This window comes from Bradyrhizobium sp. USDA 3311 (genome assembly GCF_054062495.1).
This window is the reverse complement of sequence record NZ_JBSSFI010000001.1, coordinates 288,488-314,005: the sequence shown is the minus strand read 5'-3', so window position 1 is coordinate 314,005 and position 25,518 is coordinate 288,488. Positions and strand designations below refer to the sequence as shown.

General features: G+C 57.2%; 19 protein-coding genes and 4 pseudogenes. 16 read left to right on the top strand and 7 right to left on the bottom strand.

Going from position 1 to position 25,518, the window contains the following annotated elements; all coding sequences use genetic code 11:
• Nucleotides 1-122 precede the first annotated feature (122 nt).
• Nucleotides 123-1,255 (top strand): IS3 family transposase gene (locus ACVWW6_RS01525; protein WP_085974147.1). Its coding sequence is split into 2 segments (ribosomal slippage): nucleotides 123-378 and nucleotides 378-1,255, totalling 1,134 coding nucleotides; the frame shifts between segments, so codons are not numbered across the junction.
• Between the two features lie 60 nt (nucleotides 1,256-1,315).
• Nucleotides 1,316-1,600 carry a hypothetical protein gene (locus tag ACVWW6_RS01520; RefSeq protein WP_456683107.1) on the top strand — a complete coding sequence of 95 codons (285 nt, stop codon included), beginning with the start codon at nucleotides 1,316-1,318 and terminating at the stop codon, nucleotides 1,598-1,600.
• Between the two features lie 153 nt (nucleotides 1,601-1,753).
• Here ACVWW6_RS01520 and ACVWW6_RS01515 read toward each other — a convergent pair whose 3' ends face one another.
• Nucleotides 1,754-3,712 carry a putative bifunctional diguanylate cyclase/phosphodiesterase gene (locus ACVWW6_RS01515; RefSeq protein WP_456679980.1) on the bottom strand — a complete coding sequence of 653 codons (1,959 nt, stop codon included), beginning with the start codon at nucleotides 3,710-3,712 and terminating at the stop codon, nucleotides 1,754-1,756.
• 1,102 nt (nucleotides 3,713-4,814) lie between these two features.
• Here ACVWW6_RS01515 and ACVWW6_RS01510 point away from each other — a divergent pair.
• Nucleotides 4,815-5,120, top strand: coding sequence for a hypothetical protein (locus ACVWW6_RS01510; RefSeq protein WP_456679979.1), 306 nt, complete (start codon nucleotides 4,815-4,817; stop codon nucleotides 5,118-5,120).
• A gap of 315 nt (nucleotides 5,121-5,435) precedes the next feature.
• Here ACVWW6_RS01510 and ACVWW6_RS01505 read toward each other — a convergent pair whose 3' ends face one another.
• Nucleotides 5,436-5,606, bottom strand: coding sequence for a hypothetical protein (locus ACVWW6_RS01505; RefSeq protein WP_179880042.1), 171 nt, complete (start codon nucleotides 5,604-5,606; stop codon nucleotides 5,436-5,438).
• A gap of 39 nt (nucleotides 5,607-5,645) precedes the next feature.
• Nucleotides 5,646-5,924: a transposase gene (locus ACVWW6_RS01500; RefSeq protein WP_456679978.1), complete on the bottom strand. Its 279-nt coding sequence runs from the start codon at nucleotides 5,922-5,924 to the stop codon at nucleotides 5,646-5,648.
• A gap of 206 nt (nucleotides 5,925-6,130) precedes the next feature.
• On the opposite strand from ACVWW6_RS01500, the pseudogene ACVWW6_RS01495 reads away from it, so the two are divergent.
• The 4 genes and pseudogenes from ACVWW6_RS01495 to ACVWW6_RS01480 all read left to right on the top strand — a co-directional run.
• Nucleotides 6,131-6,698, top strand: a pseudogene (locus ACVWW6_RS01495) (IS110 family transposase); the annotation flags it as partial.
• A gap of 282 nt (nucleotides 6,699-6,980) precedes the next feature.
• The gene (locus tag ACVWW6_RS01490) at nucleotides 6,981-7,508 is read left to right on the top strand and encodes a hypothetical protein (RefSeq protein ID WP_245570187.1); all 528 of its coding nucleotides are present in this window, start codon (nucleotides 6,981-6,983) and stop codon (nucleotides 7,506-7,508) included.
• A gap of 462 nt (nucleotides 7,509-7,970) precedes the next feature.
• Complete coding sequence (locus ACVWW6_RS01485; protein WP_097669482.1) at nucleotides 7,971-8,558, top strand: hypothetical protein; 588 nt, start codon at nucleotides 7,971-7,973, stop codon at nucleotides 8,556-8,558.
• 838 nt (nucleotides 8,559-9,396) lie between these two features.
• Nucleotides 9,397-9,705, top strand: coding sequence for a hypothetical protein (locus tag ACVWW6_RS01480; RefSeq protein WP_246740496.1), 309 nt, complete (start codon nucleotides 9,397-9,399; stop codon nucleotides 9,703-9,705).
• Nucleotides 9,706-11,239: 1,534 nt separating this feature from the next.
• Here the strand turns inward: ACVWW6_RS01480 and ACVWW6_RS01475 are convergent.
• From ACVWW6_RS01475 to ACVWW6_RS01465, 3 genes are read right to left on the bottom strand one after another with little or no spacing between them, the layout of a single operon-like run.
• Nucleotides 11,240-12,520 carry a DUF2130 domain-containing protein gene (locus ACVWW6_RS01475; RefSeq protein ID WP_456679977.1) on the bottom strand — a complete coding sequence of 427 codons (1,281 nt, stop codon included), beginning with the start codon at nucleotides 12,518-12,520 and terminating at the stop codon, nucleotides 11,240-11,242.
• A gap of 30 nt (nucleotides 12,521-12,550) precedes the next feature.
• Nucleotides 12,551-12,769, bottom strand: coding sequence for a KTSC domain-containing protein (locus tag ACVWW6_RS01470; RefSeq protein ID WP_456679976.1), 219 nt, complete (start codon nucleotides 12,767-12,769; stop codon nucleotides 12,551-12,553).
• Nucleotides 12,770-12,782: 13 nt separating this feature from the next.
• Nucleotides 12,783-14,708 carry an ATP-dependent nuclease gene (locus ACVWW6_RS01465; protein ID WP_456679975.1) on the bottom strand — a complete coding sequence of 642 codons (1,926 nt, stop codon included), beginning with the start codon at nucleotides 14,706-14,708 and terminating at the stop codon, nucleotides 12,783-12,785.
• A 2,057-nt stretch (nucleotides 14,709-16,765) separates the two neighbouring features.
• Here ACVWW6_RS01465 and ACVWW6_RS01460 point away from each other — a divergent pair.
• From ACVWW6_RS01460 to ACVWW6_RS01445, 4 genes and pseudogenes are all read left to right on the top strand, one after another.
• On the top strand, nucleotides 16,766-16,996 hold the full coding sequence (locus ACVWW6_RS01460) for a zincin-like metallopeptidase domain-containing protein (RefSeq protein ID WP_430649841.1): 231 nt from the start codon (nucleotides 16,766-16,768) through the stop codon (nucleotides 16,994-16,996).
• A 696-nt stretch (nucleotides 16,997-17,692) separates the two neighbouring features.
• A pseudogene (locus tag ACVWW6_RS01455) lies at nucleotides 17,693-18,144 on the top strand (HipA N-terminal domain-containing protein).
• Nucleotides 18,105-18,362 carry a HipA domain-containing protein gene (locus ACVWW6_RS01450; protein ID WP_456683106.1) on the top strand — a complete coding sequence of 86 codons (258 nt, stop codon included), beginning with the start codon at nucleotides 18,105-18,107 and terminating at the stop codon, nucleotides 18,360-18,362. Before ACVWW6_RS01455 ends, ACVWW6_RS01450 begins: the two are co-directional and overlap by 40 nt.
• A gap of 31 nt (nucleotides 18,363-18,393) precedes the next feature.
• Nucleotides 18,394-19,157 (top strand): annotated as a pseudogene (locus tag ACVWW6_RS01445) (HipA domain-containing protein).
• On the opposite strand, the pseudogene ACVWW6_RS01440 reads toward ACVWW6_RS01445, so the two are convergent.
• Nucleotides 19,116-19,696, bottom strand: a pseudogene (locus ACVWW6_RS01440) (helix-turn-helix domain-containing protein); the annotation flags it as partial. The pseudogenes ACVWW6_RS01445 and ACVWW6_RS01440 overlap by 42 nt on opposite strands.
• A 318-nt stretch (nucleotides 19,697-20,014) precedes the next feature.
• Between ACVWW6_RS01440 and ACVWW6_RS01435 the strand changes: the two are divergent.
• Genes ACVWW6_RS01435 through ACVWW6_RS01415 form a run of 5 tightly spaced genes read left to right on the top strand, consistent with a single transcriptional unit; the run spans nucleotide 20,015 to nucleotide 25,517 of the window.
• Complete coding sequence (locus ACVWW6_RS01435) at nucleotides 20,015-21,538, top strand: lysine N(6)-hydroxylase/L-ornithine N(5)-oxygenase family protein (protein WP_456679974.1); 1,524 nt, start codon at nucleotides 20,015-20,017, stop codon at nucleotides 21,536-21,538.
• Complete coding sequence (locus ACVWW6_RS01430; protein ID WP_456679973.1) at nucleotides 21,535-22,815, top strand: MFS transporter; 1,281 nt, start codon at nucleotides 21,535-21,537, stop codon at nucleotides 22,813-22,815. The genes ACVWW6_RS01435 and ACVWW6_RS01430 overlap by 4 nt, the downstream gene beginning before the upstream one ends.
• Nucleotides 22,805-23,584 carry a phytanoyl-CoA dioxygenase family protein gene (locus ACVWW6_RS01425; protein ID WP_456679972.1) on the top strand — a complete coding sequence of 260 codons (780 nt, stop codon included), beginning with the start codon at nucleotides 22,805-22,807 and terminating at the stop codon, nucleotides 23,582-23,584. The genes ACVWW6_RS01430 and ACVWW6_RS01425 overlap by 11 nt, the downstream gene beginning before the upstream one ends.
• 24 nt (nucleotides 23,585-23,608) lie before the next feature.
• Entirely contained in the window at nucleotides 23,609-23,938 is a 330-nt protein-coding gene (locus ACVWW6_RS01420) for a cupin domain-containing protein (RefSeq protein WP_148750712.1), read from the top strand.
• Between the two features lies 1 nt (nucleotide 23,939).
• Nucleotides 23,940-25,517 carry a class I tRNA ligase family protein gene (locus ACVWW6_RS01415; protein ID WP_456679971.1) on the top strand — a complete coding sequence of 526 codons (1,578 nt, stop codon included), beginning with the start codon at nucleotides 23,940-23,942 and terminating at the stop codon, nucleotides 25,515-25,517.
• Nucleotide 25,518 lies beyond the last annotated feature (1 nt).

Sequence of the window (25,518 nt, the reverse complement as noted above, 5' to 3'; positions counted from 1 at the left end):
AAATGAGACGCGTGGTGCTTCAATGTACGTGGTCATTCAGAGCCGGCTCCACAAATTTGGACAGGACGATAAGTGGAATTTCTGCCTGACAGCGGCGATAATCGCCGTGAACAGGAGAAACCATGAGCAGACGACCGCGCCGGAACCACTCACCGGCCTTCAAGGCGAAGGTGGCGCTGGCCGCCGTCAAGGGCGATCGCACGATAGCCCAGTTGGCGGAGCATTTCGACGTTCATCCCAATCAGATTACGGCCTGGAAATCCCAGCTTGAGGGCGGCGCCTCCGATATTTTCGGACCGGGAGGCGGGACACCGGCCACGCCCGCGGTCGATGTGAAGTCGCTGCACGCCAAGATCGGAGAGCTGACGCTGGAGAACGATTTTTTAGAAGGCGCGCTCACCAAGGCGGGATGGCTGAGCGCAAAGCGATGATCGATTGTGAACACGATCTACCGATCACCAAGCAAGCAGAGATTTTGAAGGTCAGCCGCAGCAGCGTGTACTATCTGCCGCGTCCAGTCTCTTCAGCCGACCTCGAGATCATGCAGCGTCTCGATCGGCTGCATCTGGAGTATCCCTTCGCCGGTTCGCGTATGTTGCGAGGCCTGCTGGCTTTGCAGGGGTGCAAGATCGGCCGCCGGCATGTGAAGACGCTCATGCGGCGGATGGGGATAGAGGCGCTCTATCGCCGCCCGCGCACCACCAAGCCCGAGCCCAGTCACAAGATCTATCCGTATCTGCTGCGCGGCATCGAGATCACGCGGCCGAACCAGGTCTGGGCCATGGACATCACCTACATTCCAATGGCGCACGGCTTCGTTTATCTCGCCGTGGTGCTGGACTGGGCGACACGCCGTGTTCTGTCGTGGCGGCTGTCGATCACGATGGAGGCGGCCTTCTGCGTCGGGACGTTGGAGGATGCTCTCGCTCGTCATGGCAGGCCGGAAATCTTCAACACCGACCAGGGTTCGCAGTTCACGGGCGCGGCGTTCACCAGTCTGCTTGCCAGCTACGGCATCGCCATCAGCATGGATGGCAAGGGGGCATGGCGGGACAACGTGTTCGTCGAACGGCTGTGGCGCAGCGTCAAATACGAGGAGGTCTATCTGCGAGCCTATGAAAACGTCAGCGAGGCCCGTAACTCGATCGGCCGGTATCTCGACTTCTACAATCGCCGTCGCCCACATTCGAGCCTTGACGACCGCACCCCGGATCAAGCCTACTTCGATCTTCCTCCGCTCCGCGCGGCGGCCTAACCCCGGCAGACGCTCCACTTATCGACGCGGAAGTTTTGTTCAGACAACCGGGACCAGTTCATTCGCAAGTACACCAATGTTCGTTCGGTTGCGGATGCCGCCCGCCGCGCGAAAAGCGGCGTCGGTCAAATCCTAAGGGAATCGCATGGATTCAAGTCGTACTATGTCCTGGACGGAGGTGAAGGCGTCGGTGTTGCAGTGATGATATTCGAGGATCGCGAAAGCGCCAATGAAGCGAACAAAAAGGTCATGGAGTTCGTTCAAGCGAGTCTGCATGATCTCCATCTTGGAGACCCCGAAATCGTCGCCGGCGAGATACTGGTGAATATCCAATCCGATCAGTAGCGCGCCCCTTTCCATAGGGCAAACGCCACGGCGCGGACTTGGATGCCGTAGGGTGATATCGCAAGTCGGTCACATACCTATCTTGTCATTGATTCCGCTAGCGATGCCAGCGCCTCACGCGGCATGATGGTCGGTCGGTTTGCACAAGGCGTTTCAAGCGGCAGGCGTCGACCATTGCTTATTTTCGAGCAGGGCGAAGATGCGGTCGGCTGATACCGGCCGACCGATGAGATATCCTTGGACTTCATCACAGCTGGTTTGGCGCAAACACCCGAGCTGCTCGGTGGTCTCGACGCCTTCCGCGACCACACCAATGTGCAGATCCTGCGCCAGCGTGATTATTGATTTTACGATCGCCGCGTTATCCGGCCGTGTCAGCATGTCGCGTATAAAGGACTGATCGATTTTGATGCGGGTGTAAGGCAATTTTAGCAAATAGGTCAGCGACGAAAATCCTGTTCCGAAATCGTCGAGCGCCACCGTCACCCCCAGTTGCAGGAGTGAATTCAGGATCGATGATGCCGGCCCGTACTTTGAAATCAGCATCGACTCCGTTATTTCGATTTCAAGGCGGCTAGGGGCAACTCTGGCCTCCGCCAGAGCCTGCACGATTGTTTGCAGGATGCTGGTGTTATGGAATTGAGCTGCAGAGAAATTCACGGCGACCCTGAGATCAGAGGGCCAGTTCGACAGCGTCGAGCAGGCGCGTCGGACCACCCACTCACCGATCGGGTGGATCAAGCCGGTTTCTTCGGCAATTGGAATGAACTCAGCCGGCGAAATGACTCCACGGACAGGATGTTGCCAGCGCAGCAAGGCCTCAAATCCGGTTACTCGGTTCTCGCGAATATCAAAGAACGGTTGGTAGACGAGAAAAAGCTCGTCTTTCCCGATCGCCTCCTCCAGATCCCGTTGCAGCGCGCTGCGATCGCGCGCTGATTTGTCGTCGCTGGCCTCAAAGAAGCGAACCGTTCCGGGCCCCGCTTTTTTGGCGCGATAGAGCGCAAGGTCGACATTTTTTAGGAGCTCATTAGGCGTATTGCCGTCGCGCGGGGCCAACACGATTCCGACGCTCGTCGCGCCCGCGATCTCGCGTCTTTCGATCAGGAATGGTTCGCCGAAAGCGCCAACGAAGCGCTCGGCGATTTCCAACGCGTCTTCTACTTTGGCCAGATTGGTCACGATCAGCGCAAATTCGTCCCCGCCGATCCGCGCGACGGTATCGGTCTCACGCGCGCATCGTTGCAGTCTCGCCGCGGCCTGAACGAGGAACTCATCTCCTGCGGGGTGGCCGAATTTGTCGTTCACTTCCTTAAAGCGATCGAGATCAAGGAGAAAAACCGCGAATTCCTCGCCCGAGCGAGCCAGCCGGTTGAGGGCAGCTTCGAGGCTTTCGTTAAAGGCGAAACGGTTCGGCAAGTGGGTCAGGGGATCCCGCCGGACCCTCCGTTCGGCTTCCAATTGAGCAATGGTGCGTTTCGTGAATTCGAAAGAATGGGCGAAAACGCCGCGCAGAAGTACGAAGCCATACGCCACAACAAGGATAGCGACGAGCAGATAGACGAAATCGCCATTTCTGCCGAGGCAGATTGCCGTACCCACAAAAATCGGAGCCGTGAATGCAACCGCCGCCACCGGAATCGTAGCGAAGGCGAATGCTCCGCCCGCGAGCATCCCGGAGCAAAGACATGTGATCACGAGTTGGCCGCCATTCGAGGCGTCGGCGAAGAAAGCTACCGGAACGACCGCCCAGGCGGTTCCAAGAACGAGCGCATTTCGCACCAGCCGATGCATGGCCTGTCGGGAGACGAACTGCGGCTTCGTAATCCGTCGTGATAAACGCGCCTTCAAGCCTATCGATAACGCGCCGCAAACCACGGCAGCTGCCCAGATCAGGGCATAGTTTCTGTTGGGCGAGTGCCAGAGGGCAATTGCAAGCACCGTCGCATTGCAGGCGTTGGCCAGCATTATGCCCAGGGAGTAACCGAGCACGAGGGAGATCTGCTCCGCGCGAATGTGCCCTGCGACCGCTTCGTCTGTCGCAGGGCCGCCGAAAGCCGCCAGGTCCCCCGCGAATAGCTTCGAGACATACGAGCTCAGATATGTCCTCATCTGGGGCCCCCGCAGGACTGACTGGCTCTAACGTTGCGGCCAGTGCTGGAAGGTCGCGGCAAACATTTGAGAAAAGATAAATTCTTGAAGTTCGCCACGTCCGGCGCGGCATGGGGTGGCCGAACTCATTATTTAGCGGTGGCTAAGGCAGGGCCGGGCGCTGGGCTGACCTCCCGTGTCCTTACCGCAAACGCGGGGCACAGTTCTGTACATTGCGTACTGACCTATGCCTGTAATCGATCGCCGAATTCGGCTAACCTGCCATGATGACAGCTTGTGCGCTAACCTGAATTAAACGGTGGGGCGGTATGAGATCGACAGAAGATGAGACACGCGAACGCATCGTAAGCTACGGCCGCCTGCGCCGACGACTTTCTCTATCGATGAGATCGGTAGGATGACGCAGCTTGTGCCGATCGTGGACGCCCGACATCTCGCCGCTTTCCTGCGCCATATCCGATAGAACGAAGTAATGCTGCGGGCTCACCTCAAGAAACGCGCGATGCGAACGCAAGGCAGGTCTAATGTCGCCCAGGCCAATAGAGGTGATGTGTGGGCACGACGATCTCCGCATCCCTCCAGCCGGTGTCCCCTTCCCGAGACCTAGTACGAGCCCTGGCGGCAGAAGGCGCTTGAGGCGGTGGCCGGTTGTTCTCTCGTCGAGCCAAGGCGGGACTGCTGCCCTCGCTCCTACGTAGCAATCGTGGATGTTTCATGCGCAATCGTGACCTTGGCTCCGACAGCTTCCTGGCACTGACCGCGGTCGGTCTGGTGGTGCTCTGCTCGAGCCTGCTCGCCTTTGCGTTCACTTAAAGCGAACGCGCTCGCTGCGTTTCTCGCCTTGACCAAGCTAAGTGCTTGGCGGATAGCAAGCCCAGCAGCACGGACACTGAACGCCGATTGCCGTCCGCCGCGGTAAGGCCGATCACGGTGTTTCGAGACCAGGCCCTCAGAGGTCTGACCCGCGTTGGGATCAATTTTAAGGACATCGTCGAGGTTAACACTAACTCCGCATTGTCGGCGCGGCGGACAACGCCATTCTTGTTAGAGCGATCCAGATGATGGATTGCAGTGCGGCTCGCACTCAAACTGGAAGTGAAATGTGACGATTATCCTGGCCCTGCTAGGGAGCGCAATCATCGGACTGGGGACGGGCCTGTTCTTTCGGGTCTGGGCCATCGTGCTAGTGTCTCCGGCAATCGCGGTACTCGCCGCGATCGTATTTCAGGCCTCCGGCTTTGGCTTCTTCGCTGGCGTGTCCGTCGTCATCGGATGCCTCTTCGTCGGCCAGATCGGCTACCTGCTGGCAGCGTTCTGCCTGCATAAGGGAGACATCTCAGTTCAGGACGAAGCCGACGGCGACCCAAGCGAACACTGCCATCAGGATGTCCACGACAAGCACCAGTAGCGCAAGGCCCGTCCAGGACGGCAGCTTTCGGCGCAGCCGTAGGGTTTTTCGCCGTGTCAGCAGACGGCCCAGTAAGAACGGAGGTGCGTACCTGACAGCAATGCCGGCCGCACTTTTTTGAAACACCATGGATCTCATTGCTGCACACCTTTCAATGCTAATGGTCGGTTTACCGTTTCATCAGCAAGAGCAGTGCCAGTGCGGAGCATGCGCGGTAGCGGCGGGGCGGCGGCGCGGAATGACAGCGTTGGAAGCGTGTCATGGAACCTGCGTGTCAACGTGGCACGGGCGGCCTCCGTAGGGCATGTGGCGCTTTCACCGGAAGCGCTTGCGGTTTTGACGCCGAATATCCAGATGCGCCACGTCATCGGGCATAATCTTCGCGTCGCGGATGCAGCTTTCGCTGAGCACGCCGCTGATGCTCGCCTTGGCGAGACCGTGCCGCTTGTCGGTGATGACATCCTGCAATTCGCGGAAATCGGCCAACTGGTGGTAAACGGCATAGACGCGTGGCTGGCGACCGGTTCACCACCGCCCGTCGAAAATTCGACGACCCGCCGGTACAAACGGCGGATCGTCAGCCATCGGCGTCGGCAATCGGCGTGCTTGCCGGCGGCAGGTGAACACTTGTTGTGGGGTCAGCCCGTGTCGCCGGGCAATCTCGGAAACGACCGCGCCTGATACCAGCGTCTCCTCGACGATCCGGGCCTTGTCGTCTTTCGAGAACCAACTACGGCGTCCCGTCTCCGTGATCACTTTCAGCCGGCGCGCCGTCACGTCCGCCTTAAGCATATGGTCAAGCATAGACACACGCCGATCCCTTTAAAGAGATCGTGAAACTCGCATACCCCATGTGCCGCGAGAAGGTGGGAGCGGAACGGCCTTACCTCAGATGAGGCAATACGGGGTCAATATCTTGCAGACGATCACGTAATTGCGGTCGGCGCCCGCGGCTCAAAAAGGTCCGCTATCTTCAAGCCTTCCCGCAATCTTACGAATCGGAGGGGGCCATGAAGCAATATGTTGGGCTGGATGTCTCGCAAAAAGAAACGTCAGTATGTGTGGTCGACGAAGTGGGTCAGATCTTGTTCGAAGGAAAGGCAAAGTCCGACCCCGGGGCACTCGCGGCATTGCTTCGCAAGCGGGCGCCACAAGCGGAGCGCATCGGATTTGAGACTGGGGCGATGGCGAGCTGGCTATGGCATGAACTTCGTAGGGTCGATCTCCCAGTGGTTTGCATCGACGCGCGGCATGCCCACGCGGCTTTGTCCGTACGCATGAACAAGAGCGATCAGAATGATGCTCGAGGTCTGGCCGAACTGGTGCGGGTTGGTTGGTATCGAGAAGTCAAGGTCAAGAGCGAGGAAAGTCAGAAGATCCGCGCCGATACTCGTCGCGAGATCCCGGCTCGTGTCCATGCGCCGAGACATCGAGAATCAGGTCCGGAGTTTGATCAAAGAATACGGCTTGCTGTTCCCACGCGCGATCGGCCAGCAGTTCCGCAACCAGGTCAGCGAGCTATTGGGCGATAGTCATCCACTCCTTTGCGTGATATCGCCGCTCCTGTTGATCCATGAGGGCGATGTCCCGCTGGGACGGTGTTGAGGCGACCTCGTTCATTCGGCTGGTGGCGGCTCGACCGTACTCCGCTGCAAACGTTGAGGCGTCCGACCCGGACATCATCATGAGGCGCTGCGCGACCTCGGAAAGGACCGTGACCCCAGTGAAGACATCAACCAGCCCGGGCGATCCAATGCCTGGCCGGCAAAGTGCGCATCAGCCGCGCTCGCGCCGTCTCCGCAACCCTGACCAGCTCCGACAGCGCGAGCGCTACCGTCGTGCCGTCGGAAAGTTCAAAAGGTGATTGACAACAATCCGCAATTAAAGGGCCGAATGACAATCAAACCCGGCAGCTGGTGCAGCCATCCGAAAGAATTGGCCAACTTTGTTCTTGGTTACGAGGGTAACCCGTTCGGAAACCAGGTGGGGACGGACGACGGTTGGCTGTTTCGTCCACGAGGAATGTACCAACTAGTGGGACGCGAGCAATATCAGGAAGTGCAGAATCAAATGCAAGAGATCGGAGAACTGGTCGGGCTGGATCTCCTCACGCTTCCCGACGCACTGCGCGATGCGAAGATCTCAGCCAAGGTCGCTTTCGCTCACTTTCGGCTTCATCCCTATCAGAACCGAACGCTGTTTGAGTTGCTCAAGGATCCGTCGAAGGACTGGATCGCCGTACGCGCGTTGCAAACCGACATGGAGCATGGCCCAACCGATAGGCAGCGTGTCAATGCAAGAAGCCAGATGTTTTTCGGCTGCATTGAAGAGGCGTTACATCCGACGCAACTCAAGACATTGCAGAGCAAATTTTACGACAGCGAGTAAGCATCCTGATCCCCGGTCGCGCGCCGCGTGCAGGGGCGCGGCTATGGCGGCCATTCTGGTTAGCGGCCCCGAGCGTAAGCTCGAAGCGTAAGCCTGACGACTGATCGCGGGCAGAGATCGAAATGCACATGTTCGGTGCAAGACTGGGTCTGACCGCGGTCCGCCGGGACCTCCAAACCAGCTTTACCGCCAGGTGAACGCAATCCACGACGCAGGCCTGCGCGCGAGGTCAGGCGGAATGAAACTTGGCTCGGAGATGATCGGATCAGACGTGGCAGATGCGGCCGCGGTTTGTCTTCTTTTTCGACCTTTGTCAGCTTCTCGAAAGCCAGCCTCTTTAACACTCGAACTTGGCCTCTCGATGACGAAGCCGCCCATGTCTGAATTCGTGACGAACTTCAGCTCATTCCCTGCGGGAGATCTTCAAGAGGGCTTTGTTCTCATAACACAAAGGAGAGCTTTATGGATCCGAACCCGATTGACAATGCCCGTTCACCAGAATCGCCAACGGCGCACGTCTGGACACAGGAAGATCATGATTTGTTCAGTCAGATCATGAATGAAGCTGGACCATCATCACCTGCCGCACCTGAGGAAGCGATAGATGTCTCATTTGCCGTTCCCCAAAGATTTTCCCACGGTTCGCAAAGCGCCCCTGACGAGATGGTTGAGAGGCTGTTCCACCGCGGTCTCTTGCCGGACTCGGACCAGCCGACGATGACTTATGAAATCCTAGGTCACCGCTACACGGCCGGTTTGGATCCGTTCAATCGCGTTCGTCTTGTTCATAACCCTGCGGAGGACCAAGTGGTTGGGGCCGGCCGGGCGGGGGTACCGGACTTCGGAGCGTTCTTCTCGGAGAACCGGCGCTTCGGAACGCCGCTAGCACAGCAATGGGCTACATTTGCCCTAATGGACAAGCTGCGCGAAGAAGGTTTCATGCCGACCGCAGATAACTCCACCACAATCCTACTTAACGGACGGGCCTACAAAGCCGAATTAGCCGAAGGAGGGTTCGTTAGGCTTACACGGGAGCCAACCCGGCTGTGAACCGATCGCGCCGGGCTGGAGGCCTGCGATCACTTCGGGTGGCCTTACCTGGAGAGACATTCGCCACCTAACAGTGGATTGTTCGCGCCGCAGTGGGTACGCATCCTCGGACCCACTGGCAGCCCACGAGAAGCACGATCATCCTGGCCATTTCGTCTGCGTGGCGCCGGCCTGTCATCCGGCATGCCATATTGCCCCCGTATTGCCTCATCTGAGGATGTTACTTTCGCTTGATCGATGTAGCTCCGGCGATCGGCCAGTCCGAGATTGCACCATAGCGCGCAGGATCGGAAGGAACTGGAGACGTCGCGGAATGCCCATGACACGCGGCCAGCGCCGCAGCTTTAGCCGTGTGGGATGATCGTCTCGGCTGCTTTGCCTCTGAGTAGCTCTGCACGATGGTGTGGTGCGGGCCGAACTGTTCGGGGCGTTGCTTAGCGAGGCGACCGAGAATTGCATGCGCGGTCAGACGGGGCTCGGCCGCAGGCCAGCGCTCGATGTCGGCTGGGTCCGCGCAAATTTGGGTAGCGAAACCGGTGACCTGGAGGGGTTACTCGGAAACGGCGTAGGACCTGCCGATGCGAGCCTAGATAGTCTTGGCGGACGCACGAGGTATTCTCAAGGAGCTGGCAGCAAAGGTCGCGTAGCCGCCACGAGGGTCGCAAATGGCTTTGCATAGCAGTGCGATCGCGTGAGCGTATTGATCGGATGGGAATCCTATCAATTGGCACTACCAGATCTGGGCGTTTTGCAAGCAGTACCTTCGCCGTAGGATTACGGCAAAGACCGCATGCATATAGGTGTGCGCAAACAGCTTCGAAACGCGGAAAAGAACGGCATGTCGAACATCAATCTCAGCTCCCGATCCATTGCAGGTGCACGTGCCGGACAGCGAGCCATCATCGCCCTAAAAGTCATCAAATGGAGAGCGCTGGCCCCGAGACGTCGAGGTTTCCAGATGACACGCGGAATGAAGCCGATGTCGCGGATGGTCGCAGCAACAAGGCGCGCGCTCGCCATGTACGATCTCGACCGGTGCTGCGCAATCTGGTGGCTCTATCGTCTCCATTTCGGATTCACCGGCGACGTGATGTTGGGGCTCGCCGCGGTCACGGTTGCCCAGGAGAGATCCCGCTGCGGAATTTAGGACGTGGCGTCGAGCGCATACCGGGCTCGGCCAGCAATCTGCCGCAGGTTACTCGTTTGCACAAAAGCGTGGCCCAACGCCAATCGCCTCAAGTCTGCCCCAGCCAACAACGCCGCAATCACATCGAGTCCCGGCGACCTGAGCGGGGGCGGTACTAAGGTGCCCGCAAACGCGACCAGCAGGCCGCGAAGAGCGAACTTGCGCTCGCGCTTAACATCACAAGCTGAAATTGATCGGCGGATGATGTTCCCCATAGAGGCCCTCAACAGCGTCCAGACAACGGGCCCCAGCGGCGAGTGTCGAAATCGGCATCTTGGAGTGGTTAGTGCATCTTGGAGTGGTTAGTAAAGTCTGGCGATGGGGAGCAAGACGCAACGCTCGCATTCCGGGTGTGATTTCTGATGAGAAGGAAATACCGCGCTGAGTCCGTGAGGCGAGGGAAAGGGGGGCGTGCAACCGATGAAGCGAGTCTTGCCGAGTGCCTTGCGCTGGATTGATCCTCGCGCAGAATCTCATTGCCGCGCTGTGTCCCGAGGGCTTCAATTCCTCGGTGAGCAAATTCGTCCCTGCAGACGGTCAGCCGCTAGGTCGCGGCGAAGATTTGACTTGTCTTACAATCCAATCGTAGCCGAACACGCGACAGCGTCCCACACCTTGCTGTTCGAAGGCTTCCTTGATCCTGATTTCGCTTGCGCCAGATACGGCATGATTGGTGAGGATGATGTAGTCGGCTGCCAACCGCCGCTTAGCGAGCTTTGTTGCCTCTCCAGCTCATCACTGAGCACGCTCATCGTCAGATTCGACGGCTTCGACGTGAATTTGCATTGGATAGTTGACACGCCTGCAGCCGGATCGTCTCCGTCCCATCGGCCGATAAACGCGCCGTCGCGCTCGGCATCGTTGCCAGGTAGGAAACTCTGGACAGGACGGCGGAGGCATTCCTCGGCAAGCGCAATGCAGAGGTCCTGAAATGCTTTCCAGCCAAGAAGATGGAGAGGATATGTCATTGCTCAGGAAACCGCTTGATGCGCCATTTACACAGTCTCGCCGCTCGATAGCTCAGGACCGACAAGGCCCTGATGAGGCTAAAGCGCGGCGCCGGGAAGGGGCCGGAAAGGAAATGGATGTATGGTGCAACGAACGAGACCCGATCGATCGGCCAGGTCTCGCTACGCAGCACTCCCACCGGCGACGTGTCCCCGGTATCGTCAGCCAATTTGAGCCGGGCCTGAATTGCTGAAAACCGAAGTCAAGTTGTCCCGGAAGGGACCAGAAATGAGAGCAAACATGCTCTAGCTTTGCCAAAACGCCAGCGCAAATAGGCGATGACGTGAACAGACTTTGTCCGGCAGCCATGTCCCATGACCGCCTCCCTTTCTGCTGGGGCGGGTTACAGCCTGCCGGCTCGGACCCGCGTAACGCCGTGTCCCGGCGCAGCCATTAAGCCGGCTGCAGAGGGGGGCCCGCTAACAATACTTTTGTCCTGATTCGGGTTGCGCACCTGACAAGCCCAAAGTGTTTTGGACCGCAACTGCTACTGGGCCGTCGCGCCGGGTGAGGGACCGTCGAGGAGTGGAGTGTCGAGGCTTTCTATTTCAGGCATGGCCTTACCCGCGATGCCTTGCAGATCTCCATACATTCCAATCGTGGACTCAATGACGGTCGTCAACTGACTTTCGCGCTTCGCCCATACCCGCGTCATGAACTTCCGTTCTTTGTCCAGATCCTCACGCATGTCGTTGAAGCGCTCAACAATCGCCTCGAGGCGCTGCCGGAATCTTTTCCCGGTCAGATATTGATAAACCTCCTCAGCCTTGCTGAGTTGCCCCTGCTGCATTGTCCGAGCGCTGTTGACCGCTACAAGAGACTGCCGCAAGGCTACGGAGACCGGGATTGCACAGCGCGGATGGGCGACCCAAATCCCGTCCACAAAGTCGAAGTTTTCGATGTCCTTGGGAAGGGCGTTCGAGATCACCAATGCAATATCGGCCCCGCAACGTCTCTGATCATCGCGCAACTTTGGAAGCCATCCATCCGACCAGTTCTTGGTGCGCTTTGATTCCCACAAAATCAGCCCCGCAGGAACCCCGATCGCGCCATTGACACGCTGAACAAGATCGGCGCCGAGCTCGCCTTTCGCCACTGGCTCGATCACATCCGTCGGAAATCGCGCCTTGAGCACTTCTTCCAGTTCAAGCTCTAGGACCTCACCTTGAGCCTGTTGTGAAGTCTGCTCAGCCTTTCGCTTCAACTCCTCGATTGTGCGGGCCATACCGGCGATCTGCTGGTCTTTTTCCGAGACTTTGAGCTTCAGCTCGTCCTCGGCTTCCTGCTTGGCTTTCGTCCGGACGCTGGCAAGTTCCTCCTGAACCTTTTTCTGAATCGTGAGATCCAGCTCCCTTTGGGCGTCCTCGAGTTCCCGCTGTTTGCGCAGCAGGTCTGCCTGGTCCTTCTGGGCGGCGGCAAGTTTCTCGTTATTCTTTGCCAATAGCTCCCGAAGCTCTGAAGTTTCTCTGTCTTTATTCTCGAGCTCAAGGGCTGTTGCATCGCGGGCCTTCTTGGCTTCGCTTGCGATGATTTGCGAGCGCTCGCCTCTTAACTTGGCCGCGACCAGATCGTCGATTTTCTCTCGTGCTTTTGCCACCTCATCCTGCTGTGCGCGAAGGTCTTCGGATCTCCTCGCGAACTCTGTTTCCTTGGCAGCAAGCTGTTGCTGGAATTGCTTCTGGGCCTGCGCGAGCAACGGGGCGGCGAGCGACTCAGTCAGCTTTATTTCGCTGCTGCACTTCGGGCAGGTGATGGTTGGCTCGATCATAGTGTGTCTCTGTCCTTTCGTGCTGCTCCTCTATCTGACTCGCTTGAACTGGTAACCGGCATCCTTGACAAATTTATTCAGGTAGCTCCCGACCGAGGACGCACTTTTAAGGCCGTCAAACAGGGACTTAGGGACCGCAAAGTAGTGGTACTCACTGCCGTTGAGGAATTGCACGCCGAGAGCTCCTGCCGAGTCGTCGTAGCCGACCGCGGCCACCGTGCTGGATCTTACTTTCACGTAATCCATCATTTCTCAAAATCTCCTATCTCAGCGCCAGGATCGCTGCACAAAGCCGGTCGAGCGTGGGAATCTTTGCACCTTTGCTTCTCAAGATCGCCAGATGGTCCCCAATGTGGACCGTATTCTTGGTGAAGCTGCCCGACGGATTGCCCAATCCCTTGGTCGCCCCCGAATAGGAGCTATCCCACAGCGTTGCGCCAGCTTCTTGCTTAAGAATGGAGCCAAGATTCTCCGGCCAGACGGCATAGCTGCTGGTCCACACCGGATTGTCTGGAAAAGGCGTGTTTACATCACCGTCTAGAAGGGTGAGAATTTTCAGATTGTCCAGTTTATGAAGGTTTCGTCGCCCCGGGTCCTGGACGTTCCCGTCGGCATCGAAGACGACGAACGTCGGTATCCCAAGTTCCTTCGCTATGAGAAGCGGCTCTATGAGTGAGCTCTTTCCGTTCGCGGCGACGATGTTGCATCCGGACTTACGATAGTCATCCCACAGGTTCGAATATGCCAGCCACGCCGTGATGTACGCCGTATCTTCCAACCCCTCTACTAGCACCAGCTTCTGCGTGAAAAACATCTCATTTATGTGGGGTTGCAGGGCTTGGTGGAGCTGGGCGCGCTCGGCTTCAATGGGCGCTACCTTGTCTCCGGAGATTTCCGATAACCTATGGGCAACCTTCTCGCAGGTGGTCCAACGTATGCCGGACTCCTTTTTCGTCTCATCCCTGCGAACAAGGCGCACATGTTCGAAATGCCGCCCCGACACGAAATGGGGGCTGTGGGTCGAAACCAGGATTTGAGCGTTTTTCTGGCTCAGTTTTTTGAAGACAGAGGCCAGATGGCGTGCCTGTGGCGGATGCTGATAAAGCTCCGGTTCTTCACACCCAAGAATCAACCGAGGCTGGACTGTTTCGTTCGTCGCGGCAAGCTCCTGAAGGAGAGCAAGGAGATAGGATCGCTGAAGGCCGTGCCCAAATCTGGCAAGATCGCCGGAAAACGTTCCCTCGCTGGCGAAGAGCCGCGCAATTGGGTCGGCTATTTGTACAGACTTGACCGGATCCTCGGTCCATTCCAGCCTCGCAGCCGCTTCGGGATGTGCCCATTCACCGAGCTTGGCTGTCAACGCCTGAGAGAGATAGTCTAGCTCAGTTTGCTGCTTCTGGATTATTTTCTTGTAAGATTCGAGTGTAGAAGCCCTAAGCGAGGCGATCTCTCCGTCAAAATTTACCTTTGAGCGCACCGTCCGGGCGAGGAGTTTGCCAAGGGCAGTGTTGCGGCCTTCAACGTTTTCCTTCGTCGCGTCCTTAACGGCAGGAACGTAAACCCACTGGATATAGCGGGATAGGCGATCGCCTCCTTTGCTGAAGCCGTAGAACTGATCTTCGCTGTCGATCAGAACACACCGCTCAAGATGATCTTCCTCATAGGATCGAAGGGCTTGTCGATTTGCTTCTTTGCTGCCCTTCTTGGGGAGGCCGAACTCAGGGTGCGTCTCCCGAACCTCCTCATAAATTCCTGCCAATTCCCCCGCCGGCGCCCCATCATTGTACCTGCGGAAGAACTCACTGAACTCTTTCATTGCGCTTCGCTTGGCAAACTGGCGGACCGGTGCCTTGCGGGTGGCTTCGCTGAACTCTGCCAGCGCTGACACGACCAAGATGCCTGATCGATAATATTCGGAGAAATCCGCCTGAGCCTCCGGTTCGAGATCGTGGAAGGTTAATGTAATCTCGACCGGCTCTTTGACGTTGCCGTTGTAAAAATCCTCGATATCCAGTTCGATGAGATTCGTCGGAGCTTCTTCTGTCTGACGGAAGAAGATATTCAGGGCGCACAGAACGGTGGACTTTCCGGCACCGTTAGGGCCAACGAAAGCGGTATAATCATCCAGATCAACCACCATGTTCTTGAAAGAGCGAAAATTCTTGATAGCGATAGACTTTATCTTCAAGAGTCGACCCCCAAATACTTACAATCGAACGTAGTGCAGGTTTATCTATAAGCCTTTGCTTGTTACCGGCGACACCAAGGTTGGAGTGCGACCGCCGCAAGAGACACCATCGCCACGTCACCTCGAGAATGCTTGCCCGTTCGCTTCTCGCGTTCTGCGTCCATAGCAGCATGGGTCTCGGAGGAGCTCCGTGAAATTACTCCTCAGCTGCGCATCATTTGCGCCAAATTGCGATCGCTCGCGCTTAACCGAGACACGTAGATCGAGATCGACGCAGCTTTCCCGCGTTCCTGGTGTGAGAGGACCGTTTCTGTCTTGATTCACTAGGTGAACGTGGGCGATCTCGCCCCGGGTACAAACCCTGGCGAAAGCCAATACAGAGAGAAGAGACTTGCTCTGGTACTACAGACAGTAGGAGCAAGGAACTAGGTCTGCGCGATTCGGTGCGAGGACGCTGCGTGGATAAGCTCCGGCAGGAGCCGACATTGGCGGCGTGGCACCCCACAACGCATGCGCCGCTGATGTCGGCGGACTAGGCTTCGGAGATCGCCCGGCTGCGCCAGCAGAACGAACAGCTGCGCATGGAGCGCTACCTTTCAAAAAATCGACCGCGATCTTTGCAGGAACCCGAACTGTCATTTCGGACGTCTGCAGAGACCTTGTCGAGAGCTTCGCCGATTCCTGCTCGATGCGCGCCCAAAACGCTGCATGGTTTGCTTTTACCGCAACGTTTTTAGCGATACCCCTTCGCGCAAGGTTTGCAACGTGAGCCACATGCTCAAGGCAATTCATGCTTAGCAGAGTTGTGAGTGGCCGAACGGGTGGCGCAAGCGTTCGTCGAAGATTTATGTAGTGCGACGATGAGCAAGGTGGCCGCTGCGCAACATGTCGCCCTTACTAAGAACCGACTGTCAGGTTTGAGACGGACTCCAAAAGTCGACACTTACATGGGTGGAAACGCCTGGAGAACCTCCCCTTTCAAGCGGCACGCTGCTTGCTCCATCGAAAGCCAGCGGACGCAATTCCCGTGTGCCTGCGCTTTGAAGCCGAGCATGCATCTTCCGAATGCTTCACTCACCTAGCAAGACGCCCAAGTCGGCTGGCTAACTCAAGACAACTCCCATGAAAAATTCTCTTTTTCTCGCAGCGTCGCTTATGGCCGCGGGACTGTCCCCGGCGCTAGCGCCTGCGAGCGGGGCTGAGGATCCTTTTCTTTGGCTTGAGAAGATCGAAGGGCCGCGCGCATTGGCTTGGGCTCACACCGAGAACGACAAGACACTCAGTGCGCTCCAATCTGATCCACGTTACCAACGCTTCTACGGGGAAGCGCTCCACGTTCTTCAGGCCAAGGACCGGATTCCATACGTCTCATTGGGACGGCGCGGTCTCGACAATTTGTCGCGCTATAATCCGCAGGATTCCCCGGTTGAAGGCTTACTGGAATGCCACAAATGCACCCCGACAATCGACCGATACGCGCAGTGCGACGAACATGGCAGTACAATATGCACGGCAGAGGGATGGGCGGGGCGCACAGCACCGAATTCGCAATTTGACGCCACAGGAGACCTGCCCTCTAACGGGGCGAAGTATCTACGATGGTATGGTCCGCAACCGACAATGTCTCACTGATCAGCGCCTGAGCCGTCCGGGTGATCCTGAAGTCGTGACGACTGACAGCACAGAGAGCATGTCTGAGTGGTTGCAGGAGTTTTCGTGGCGGATTGAGCGAGTGTTGATAGCCCACACATTATTGACCGACTGCGCAAAGGCCTGTCAGCTTGCGGTAAGCTATCACAGATACAGAGCCCTTGGGATTAACGGGATGTGACAGGGACAGCGTTATCGCTCCAGACCGATCAGCGCCGAGTCACTCTTCCGCTAGTCTCAACGGCAGTGCGGATGTGGTAGGGACTAGTTGGCCTGGTTTCAGCCCCCGGGTCGGTTAGCACCGAGCCGCGCCCGCACTGTTTTACATCTTGCCCCGACCAATCCCGCTAGCTATCTCGACAAGCTTCGCAGGTACTCTGGCGAAGGTCGGTACACCACCTGAAAAGGTGAGGGCCACGTACTTCCATTTCTGCCGCAGCCCGCGCAATGAGTGGCGTTGGACACTACATGCCGCCACGAGAGCCGCCTGGAACCGCGAGTTCGGCCGCTGGCGCTTCGGCGTTGAAGGCTATGCCATGGAAGAGTTGGTCGCGGAGCTTGGCGCGGCCTTCCTGTCCGCCGATCTCGGCCTAACACCGGAAGTGAGGGAGGATCACGCCTCCTATATCGCCTCTTGAATAAAGGTGCTGAAGAACGGACGCGCGATCTTCTCGACCTCGTCCAATGCCCAACGGACGGCGGACTTCCTACATGGGTTTCAGGCCAAAAATTCCGCCGCGGCCTGAGCCGCGGCGGCAATCATCAATCTGGACCTCGTCATTTTTGCTCCAAATAGCTTGGGTCTCCAACGGACTCTGGACGAAGTTGTTGACTGGGCGTCATCCTACTTACAGCGGAGCGGATTTTTCGCACGGGTTCAGATAGATAATTCGCTGCGGCTGCAAGCATTTTGATTGAGGATGCATGGGTTTGAAGCGCGAGGTCCGGTCTCAATCGCGGCGACCGTACCGACCGTGCGAGCTCAACGACCCTGCTCACGCCTTGCATACCACGAAGTCCGTAGATGCTGCGCGACGCTCGTACCCCCCACCATGGGTTGCGAGTCCGGCTTGTGTGCGAATGGCTCGAGGCCGAGCCCGATGACTTCAAGTCCTTTCCAACCGACGTAGACCGCAACCGGTCGGCGTCAGCCGTCAATGGGTGATTAACGTCGAGCATGGTCATCCCCGCGCAGAGCTGGCTCTTGTACTCCGTGCTCTCGACGTTCTCGGCATCCCGGTGGACGCCAACAGTGGAGGGCCGACCAGCCGCGGGTCTACCTCCGCAGTTGATATCAACGCCATCGTCAACAAAGCCAAGAAAGGCAAGACATAATGGCCGAGCTCATTGCACTCTTGGGTGGCACCGAAGTCGGTCGCGTCCGCAGCGACTCGCGCGGCCGGCTGACCTTCGTTTATGACAATGCATGGCGCAACGCGGAAGGGGCCTATCCCCTGTCGCTTTCGCCGCCGAGGAGCACGGTCCAGCCACTGTTCAGTCCTTCTTGTGGGGGCTGCTTCCTGACAACGAGCAGGTGCTCGAGCGCTGGGCCAAGAAATTTCAGGTATCGGCGCGCAACGTGTTTGCCCTCATCTCTAACATCGGTGAGGATTGCGCCGGGGCCATCCAGTTCGTCACGCCTGATCGATTGGAGGCTCTGAAAACAGGCAAAGATGACGAGATCGAATGGCTGGATAAGCCGGAAATAGCAAATCGGCCTCGAGTCTTGCGCGAGGATCACGCTGCCTGGCGTCTGCCCCGCGACACGGGTCAATTCAGTCTTTAGGCGCCCAGCCGAAAACCGCGCTTGTCCTCAAAGACAACAAATGGGGCATTCCATCCGGGCGCATACCAACCACCTACATTTTGAAACCACCGACGGGCCATTTCGATGGTCACGCCGAGAATGAGCATATCTGCCTGCAGCTCGCACGCGAACTCGGGCTGCCACCCGCTGAAACCAAGGTGATGCGCTTCGAACAGGAAATAGCGATCGTGGTTTGAACGCTACGATCGGCAGGTCAGCGGGAACGACATTATCCGCGTTCATCAGGAAGATATCTGTCAGGCCATGGGCATCCCGCCGACCAAGAAATACCAGAACGAGGGCGGACCAACGCCTGCCGATGTGGTCGAGCTCTTGCGTACCTACTCGACAGACCGCGAGGCTGACCTGAGACGTTCGTCAGCGCTTTGGTCTTCAACTGGCTCATTGGAGGCTCTGATGCTCACGCCAAGAACTATTCATTGCTTCTGGCCAGCGGTCCTCTCGTGCGTCTCGCCCCCCTTTACGACATCGCCAGCATTCTTCCTTACGACAACGTCGATCAGCGCAAGATCAAACTCGCCATGAAAGTCGGGGGTGAATACAAGCTCGACCAAATTGGCTTGCGTCAGTGGCAAAAATTTTCACGCGAGCTGCGTGTTGATGCTGACGTGCTCATCGCTACGCTGATCTCCATGGCCGGGCAGATCCATGACCTGGTGGCGGACATTCGCACGCGAGCGCAAAAGGAGGGATTGGAGAACGCTGTCATCGAGCGATTGGCAACGGCTTTGGGTGTGGGAGCCAAGGATTGCGAACACGTTCTGAAGGGGCCTAGGATACGGATCATCCATCAATTGAAGGAGTCGAACGCAACCACGAGCTCGTTCATTCTGATATCGGCGCGCTCGCCGAACGGCTGCCTGACAAGCCCGTTGCCGCGTCCCCTTATGCTCGTCCCGAGTTACGGCTTGCAAGCGCTCGGCCGGCGCTCAACTTTGCAGGTCGAAACTAGCGAGCCGCTGCCGGTCTAGAATCATGAGCTCGCGTTGAGTATTGCCGACGAAAGCAAAAACGCCATCATTATGTAATTGCGACACTGCGCGTGAGACGGTCTCGATGGTCAAGCCTAGGTGATCCGCGATGTCTCGGCGAGACATTGGCAGTGACATAACATCAGCAGTCGTGAGCCGCGCATCCATCTCATGCAAGGAAAGCGGCAACGCGCTCCAGAGCAGTATTGCGTCCAAGCAGCAGCATTTGGTTTTCCGCGTGCTGCAATTTAGCCATGGTCATGCTGAGCAAGGTGCGTCAGACAACTGCGTCAGTGTGGGCGATTGCATCAAGAGTGTGCCTCTTGATCAGCCGAACAGTGCTCTGCGTAACGGCTTCCGTAGCAAAATCGGTGTGCCCCACTGTTCTCGAATCCGAAAATGTCACCTGGTAAATGAAACGCGCCAATCTGGCGTCGCCCATCGGACAGCAGTTTGTAGGCCGGTACTGCTCCTTTCATGACATGATAGACGCATTCCGCGGGTTCACTCTCGATGTAGATCGTCCGACCCTTCTTGTAACGCTGACGATGTGAGGAAGATCGTGGTGATTTGAGCATTGTCGGCATAGATGAGCATTCACGGTGTGTTGGTTTCTCAGCCATGGATCCGCACGCTTCATATTCCATATGGGTATGTCAGATTGCCGCCTTAATGTCGTAAATCCGACAGGGGCTGCCGGAGCAACTCCGCACGAAACGCTGTACGTGGGCATGTTCTTCTCGTCCAACAAGGCGCGGTCGAGATTTTGTGGGTGGCACGGCGGTTGCTAATGAGCAGAGAGATCACCGGATGAGGTGGGTGAAGATGGTCGCAGGCGGATTTTAGGGTTCACACGGATGAGACTGTTGCCGGTTTCAACAGACGTCTTGCAAGACGCGGCTATTGCGGATGCGTCATTCACCACGCCTCCCGCGGCTACAGGCCAAGCCGCTGCCCCATCCCAAGTCACACAAACGTGCTTCGGTAATGAAGCGAAGGACCCGGACAGAATTTACACGAGCGCCAAGGACAAGAACTTACACGAGCTCAAAGAGACTTCTGTGGAAATGCTGGATGTCATCGGAATTGGGATCGGCCCATTTAACCTCAGTCTTGCAGCGCTTATTGAACCTACTCCGCTCCGCGCACTTTTCCTGGAGAAGCGAGACGCACTTTTCTGGCATCCAGGCCTTGCACTGCCGAACAGTCGCCTTCAGGTGTCGCCGCTCAAGGATTGCGTGACCCTAGTCGATCCTACTAGCCCATACTCATTCCTCAACTATTTGGCACTGCATGGTCGGCTCTACAGCTTTGTCAACAAGCGAAATGCTTCAACGTCCCGGCAGGAGTTCATTGAGTATTACCGGTGGGTCGCAGGGCGACTCAATACGCTCCGCTTCTCGGAGGACGTCACGGATGTTGTTCCGTTTAGGGACGGCTACCGCATCAGCACGAATACAACCACATACTTGGCGCGCGCTGTTGTTGTGGGCGTTGGCGTAGAGCCCAAGATTCCTCCCTGCGCCAGATCTTTGCTATGTGACACTGTCTACCATGCAGCCGACTATCTCGAGCGGCAGCTTCCGCATGCAGCCGAGCATGTGCTCGTTGTGGGAGGTGGTCAGAGCGGGGCTGAGATTATTGAGGACATGCTTACTCGTTCTGTGCCCACCCAAATCACGTGGGCAACGTCGCGTTCAAACTTGTTTTCCATCGACGACAACAGCTTTGTGAATGAGGCTTACACACCCTCCTATAGCCGTCGCTTTCACGCTCTACCGCTTCAGCAGCGCCGGGACATAGTCGAGGGCGAGGTGCTTACGAGCGATGGTATTTCTGTCGATTTGTGCAATCGCCTATATGAAATGCTGTACGAACGCAGCGTGGATGGCACGCTGGCCGACCGTTTTCGTGTGTTGTCCAGCGTAGTCGTGAAAGGCATCGCGTCCCACAAAAAGCGCTGGCGAGTCGATCTAGATGAGATCGCAACGCAGCGAAATAGCTGCATCCTCGTCGATCGTATAGTGCTTGCTACAGGTTTCCAGCCACGTACGCCGCCCTTCTTGGAGGCCCTCCTCGAGGGTGCGTGTATGGAAGATGGCCTGCCCGTACTCGGCCCGGACTACGCAGTCCGCTTCGGTCGGCACATGCCAGGACCAATTTATCTACAAAATCAAAGCCGCGTGCAGCACGGATTGCAGAGTGCCAATCTATCTTTGGTGGCGTACCGCAACAGCCAAATTATTAACAGCCTTCTCGGCCGACCGTTCTATTTGAATACATCCGACAGGCAGATGATTGAGGTTTGTTCAGACACGTCTGAACGAGACGACGGTGTGGTTGCGATGCGATCGACCCGACAGGTATTGGGTAGCACATGAACGGCGGCTCGACCTCACCGCTGCGGGGCCGGATTGCGCATGGAACGGCCAACGCTGCCGACCAGCTTTCAGGCACGCTCGACTACCGCGCCTTTGTACCATTTTTGATTGCCTCCATTGTCATTGCCGCAGCTTACGGCACTAGCTTTCTATTGCCGGACTACATGCATGCGCTCGAAACGGATAGTCGAGCCGCGGGTCTTATTATTTCCAGCGGCATGGCTACTACTCTCGTTTCCTGTTGCTTGGCTGGGTGGCTGGCAAAGCGGATAGGCCTATTACCCACGTTGACTGCCGCATCGCTGTTTATGGCGGTAGCCATGCTGACCTTTGCCGGCGCTGCCCTCGATACGCGAGCGGCGTACGTTGGAGGACTAATGGTGGGCGCTGCTTGGTCAGTGTTCTACATTCTGGCACCGCTGCAGATCATTCGACATCTACGGCCCTCAGCACGTATTCAGTATTTGACGGTCTTATCCGGATCACAAATGGCTGGGCTCGGCCTAGCGGCTCCACTTGGTCACTTGCTCGCAAAATACACTGGTTCGCTGGCCACGATTTATGCGGTGCTTGCGATTGCGTGCGTGACCGCCGCCGCCTGCGTGGACCTTACAAGACGCGCGATGTCGAGGCTATCGGCACTGGCTATGCCGGATATCGCGATTACACTTGCCGCGACTATGACACTGCTTCAGAAGTGCACAGCGCTCCCGATCGCCATGATTGCGATTTCAGGCTGCACGTTCGCGGGGCTGTCCACATATCAGAGCGCGTATTCCGCATCACGTCACTTGAATTCCGATCTGTTCTTTCTCGTTTTTACTGCTACGAGCGTGGTACTACGCTTCTCAGTCGCTCACTTCATGGGCAGCCTGCCGTTACGCCGACTGGCGCTCACGCTCATCCTACTGATCGCTGCGTCTCTGGTGCTGTTCCTTCTCAACGGTGGCAGCACCTCACTCTATATTGCGGCCACAGTGCTCTTTGCCGCCGGCTATGGGTTAAATTATTCAACCTTAAACACGATAGCCGTCAATCTCGCCGGCGAGCACGGCGTCTCCGTGCCCACTACCTCGCAGATCTTTACCCTCGCATACTTCTTCGGGATCTTCGGCTTTCCCATGGTCGGAGGGCAGTTGGTCCGTGGATTCGGCCTTGACGTGATGTTGCTGAGCCTATTGAGCGCGACCGCTCTGAATGCGGTGCTAGCAACCCGCCTCGGGCAAAGCACAACTGATCCGCCTCATCTTAGGAAGGAGCTCACACATGCTGACTGAGGCACAACAATCGAAATGGCATAAGGATGGATACCTTCGATTGGAAAGGTTCTTCGATCCAGCCACGCGCGACAAGATTTCTCGTTACGTTGAGGAAGTTGCACGTTGGGATGTAAGCTCCGATAAGTGGATGTTGTGGTTCGAGAAGACGAGTGACAGCCGGAAGATTATCTCGAAGGCCGAGAACTTCCTAGACTACCATGCCCCTCTACGGGAGGCGCTCCTGGCCGATGGCCGCATTCGTATAGCGGTCGAGACACTCTTGAATGAGAAGACACGGATGTTGAAGGAACTTCTGATCTTCAAGTATCCGGACAGCGGCGGATACCGCCCTCATCAGGACATCTACCATGTGCCGCACAAGATACCCGACCGCATGGTGCACGCAATTGCATCCATCGCCGTGGACGACTCCGACCCGGGTAACGGTGGGCTCTTCTTCACGCCAGCTCGCCATAAGGAAGGAATGTTTCCGATGGATGCCGGCGGCGTGATTCACCCGGAGATCGCCGAGACCTTCACATGGGAGCCGGTGCAATTGAAAGCTGGTGATGTTTTCATTTTCGACGATTATGCGCCCCATTACTCCTTGCCAAACAAGAGCGATCGGTCGCGTCGTGCGATTCACCTGGTATTCCAGCGCGCATCAACTGGGGGTCCGACACGCACCGAATACAACCGCATGAAGCGCGCCTACAACCCTCCAGAGGAAGCGGTGGCCGATCTTGAAAACCTAAAGCTTCCCAATGGCATATTCTATCGCGATTGATAGCCACGTCTGAGGAAGACTAACATGTACACGACGCAGCTCGATCATTCTCTGATGAGAACCGAATACGGCGTTCTGGTCTGGCGCCTTTTGGAGCATCTGCCGGAGGGTCTCAGCCCAACATTTGGCGCTTCAGTCGTGGAGCTCGCTCCAGGCGATGCGGTCGACCCGCACGATCATCAGGAGCACGAGCTGTGGCTGCTGATCTCTGGTCGTGGAGAGTGCGAAGTCGACGGTCAGGTCCGTGATGTTGGCGAAACGACCTTGTGTTACATGTCGCCACATCAGACGCACACTATCCGCAATATCAGCCAAGACAGCACTCTCAAGTTTATCTCGATCTGGTGGGATTGACGTGCGCACTTATTTTGTCTGTCCCGCGCCGCCTTGCCCTAACGGCAAATTACATCTCGGTCACATCGGCGGCGTGTATTTACTCGCTGATATCTTCGTCCGCTTTCAACGCATGACCGGCCATCGGGCCTACTACATCACCGGCTCAGACGAGCACGGCACACATACGCTCGAAACGGCACGAAAGCTCGGCCGATCCTTTAGCGATGTCGCAGAACAATACGTTCACCAGATCTTAGAGTGTTTGCGTGCCGTGCAAATTGCGCCTGATGTGTTCGTGCGCACATCTAGCGAGATTCACAAGGAAAATGCGCTAGCGATATTCCGCGAGCTGCAAGTGGCCGGCTACGTCGACGTACGGCAGGGCGTCCAACTTTATTGCGAACATTGCGATGAGCTCGTTACGGACTCGCTCGCAACTGGCCGTTGCCCGGCCTGCTCATCGCCTTGCGACAGCAATCTGTGTGAGAACTGCGGGCTGGCTGTTCAGCACGACACAATCCGTGACGCACGGCACGTCACCTGCGGCCGCAATCTTGTGCTAAGAGCCATCAAGCAGGCCGTGTTCGACATGCCACGTCTCGCTCGCCAACTGCACGAAGCCATTGGAGAAAGCGCGTGGCCCGAGCCGATACGCGCCAAGGCGCGCGCTTGGCTACACCGGGAGGTGCGCGGCTTGCCGATGACCCGCCATTTTGGGCACGGAGTTGAGGTAAAACAGCCTGACTCTCTGATCGGCCAAACGCTGCTTACATGGTTTGAGGGCCTCTGGTGCTTCGACACCGGAATTCGCGAGCAATGCGCCCGCTTAGGTCTGGACGCAAACGCGACGTTGCACGACCAGAACAGCGAGCTTCTCTTCTTCATGGGGCAAGATAATCGCTTCTATTACACGCTAGGTGTGGCCGGCGCTCTGCTCGCGCGCGGCTACCCAATTCCAAAAAATCACTCCGTCCAGGATTTCTACAAGCTGGAAGGCGAGAAGTTTTCCACCAGTCGTGATCATGCTCTTTGGGCTGATGAAGTGGCGCGCGAGGTGGGGCCAAACGTACTCCGTTATGCACTGGCGCGAGTGGCCAAGCCGTTTGGAGCCGACGCAAACGATTTTGATCTCGACGGGCTCATCTCGGCAGCCTCACGCATTCGGGTCTGGGAAGATGCGTTACGGCGGTGTGCAGAAAGCGCACTCACGGTAGAGAGCACCGAACTCTCCCCGAATTTCCGCCGCATCGCTGAAGATTACGCCGATGCGGTCACCGCACTGCGTTTCTGGGATGCGCTTGATATCCTCGACAGGTACTTCGAGCTAGCTGGCTTTGCACATGCAGACGATCGGACATGGAATGCTGCGCAGATCTCGCTGTTCCTGAGCCTACTCTATCCCGTAGTACCTGAGCTAGCGATGGGCTACGGCCAGCACTACTTTGGCGGTGCGTGGCGGCCGTCCCTCGAGACATCAGCCGTAGCAGCCCAGCCAAAGGCGTCGGTGGACTTTCCCCGTTTCAGCGCGCCAATACCTGCAAGCTTTGCCTCGGAGTACAATAAGCGCTTTCGCAGAGAACAGATTTGGCAATCATGAA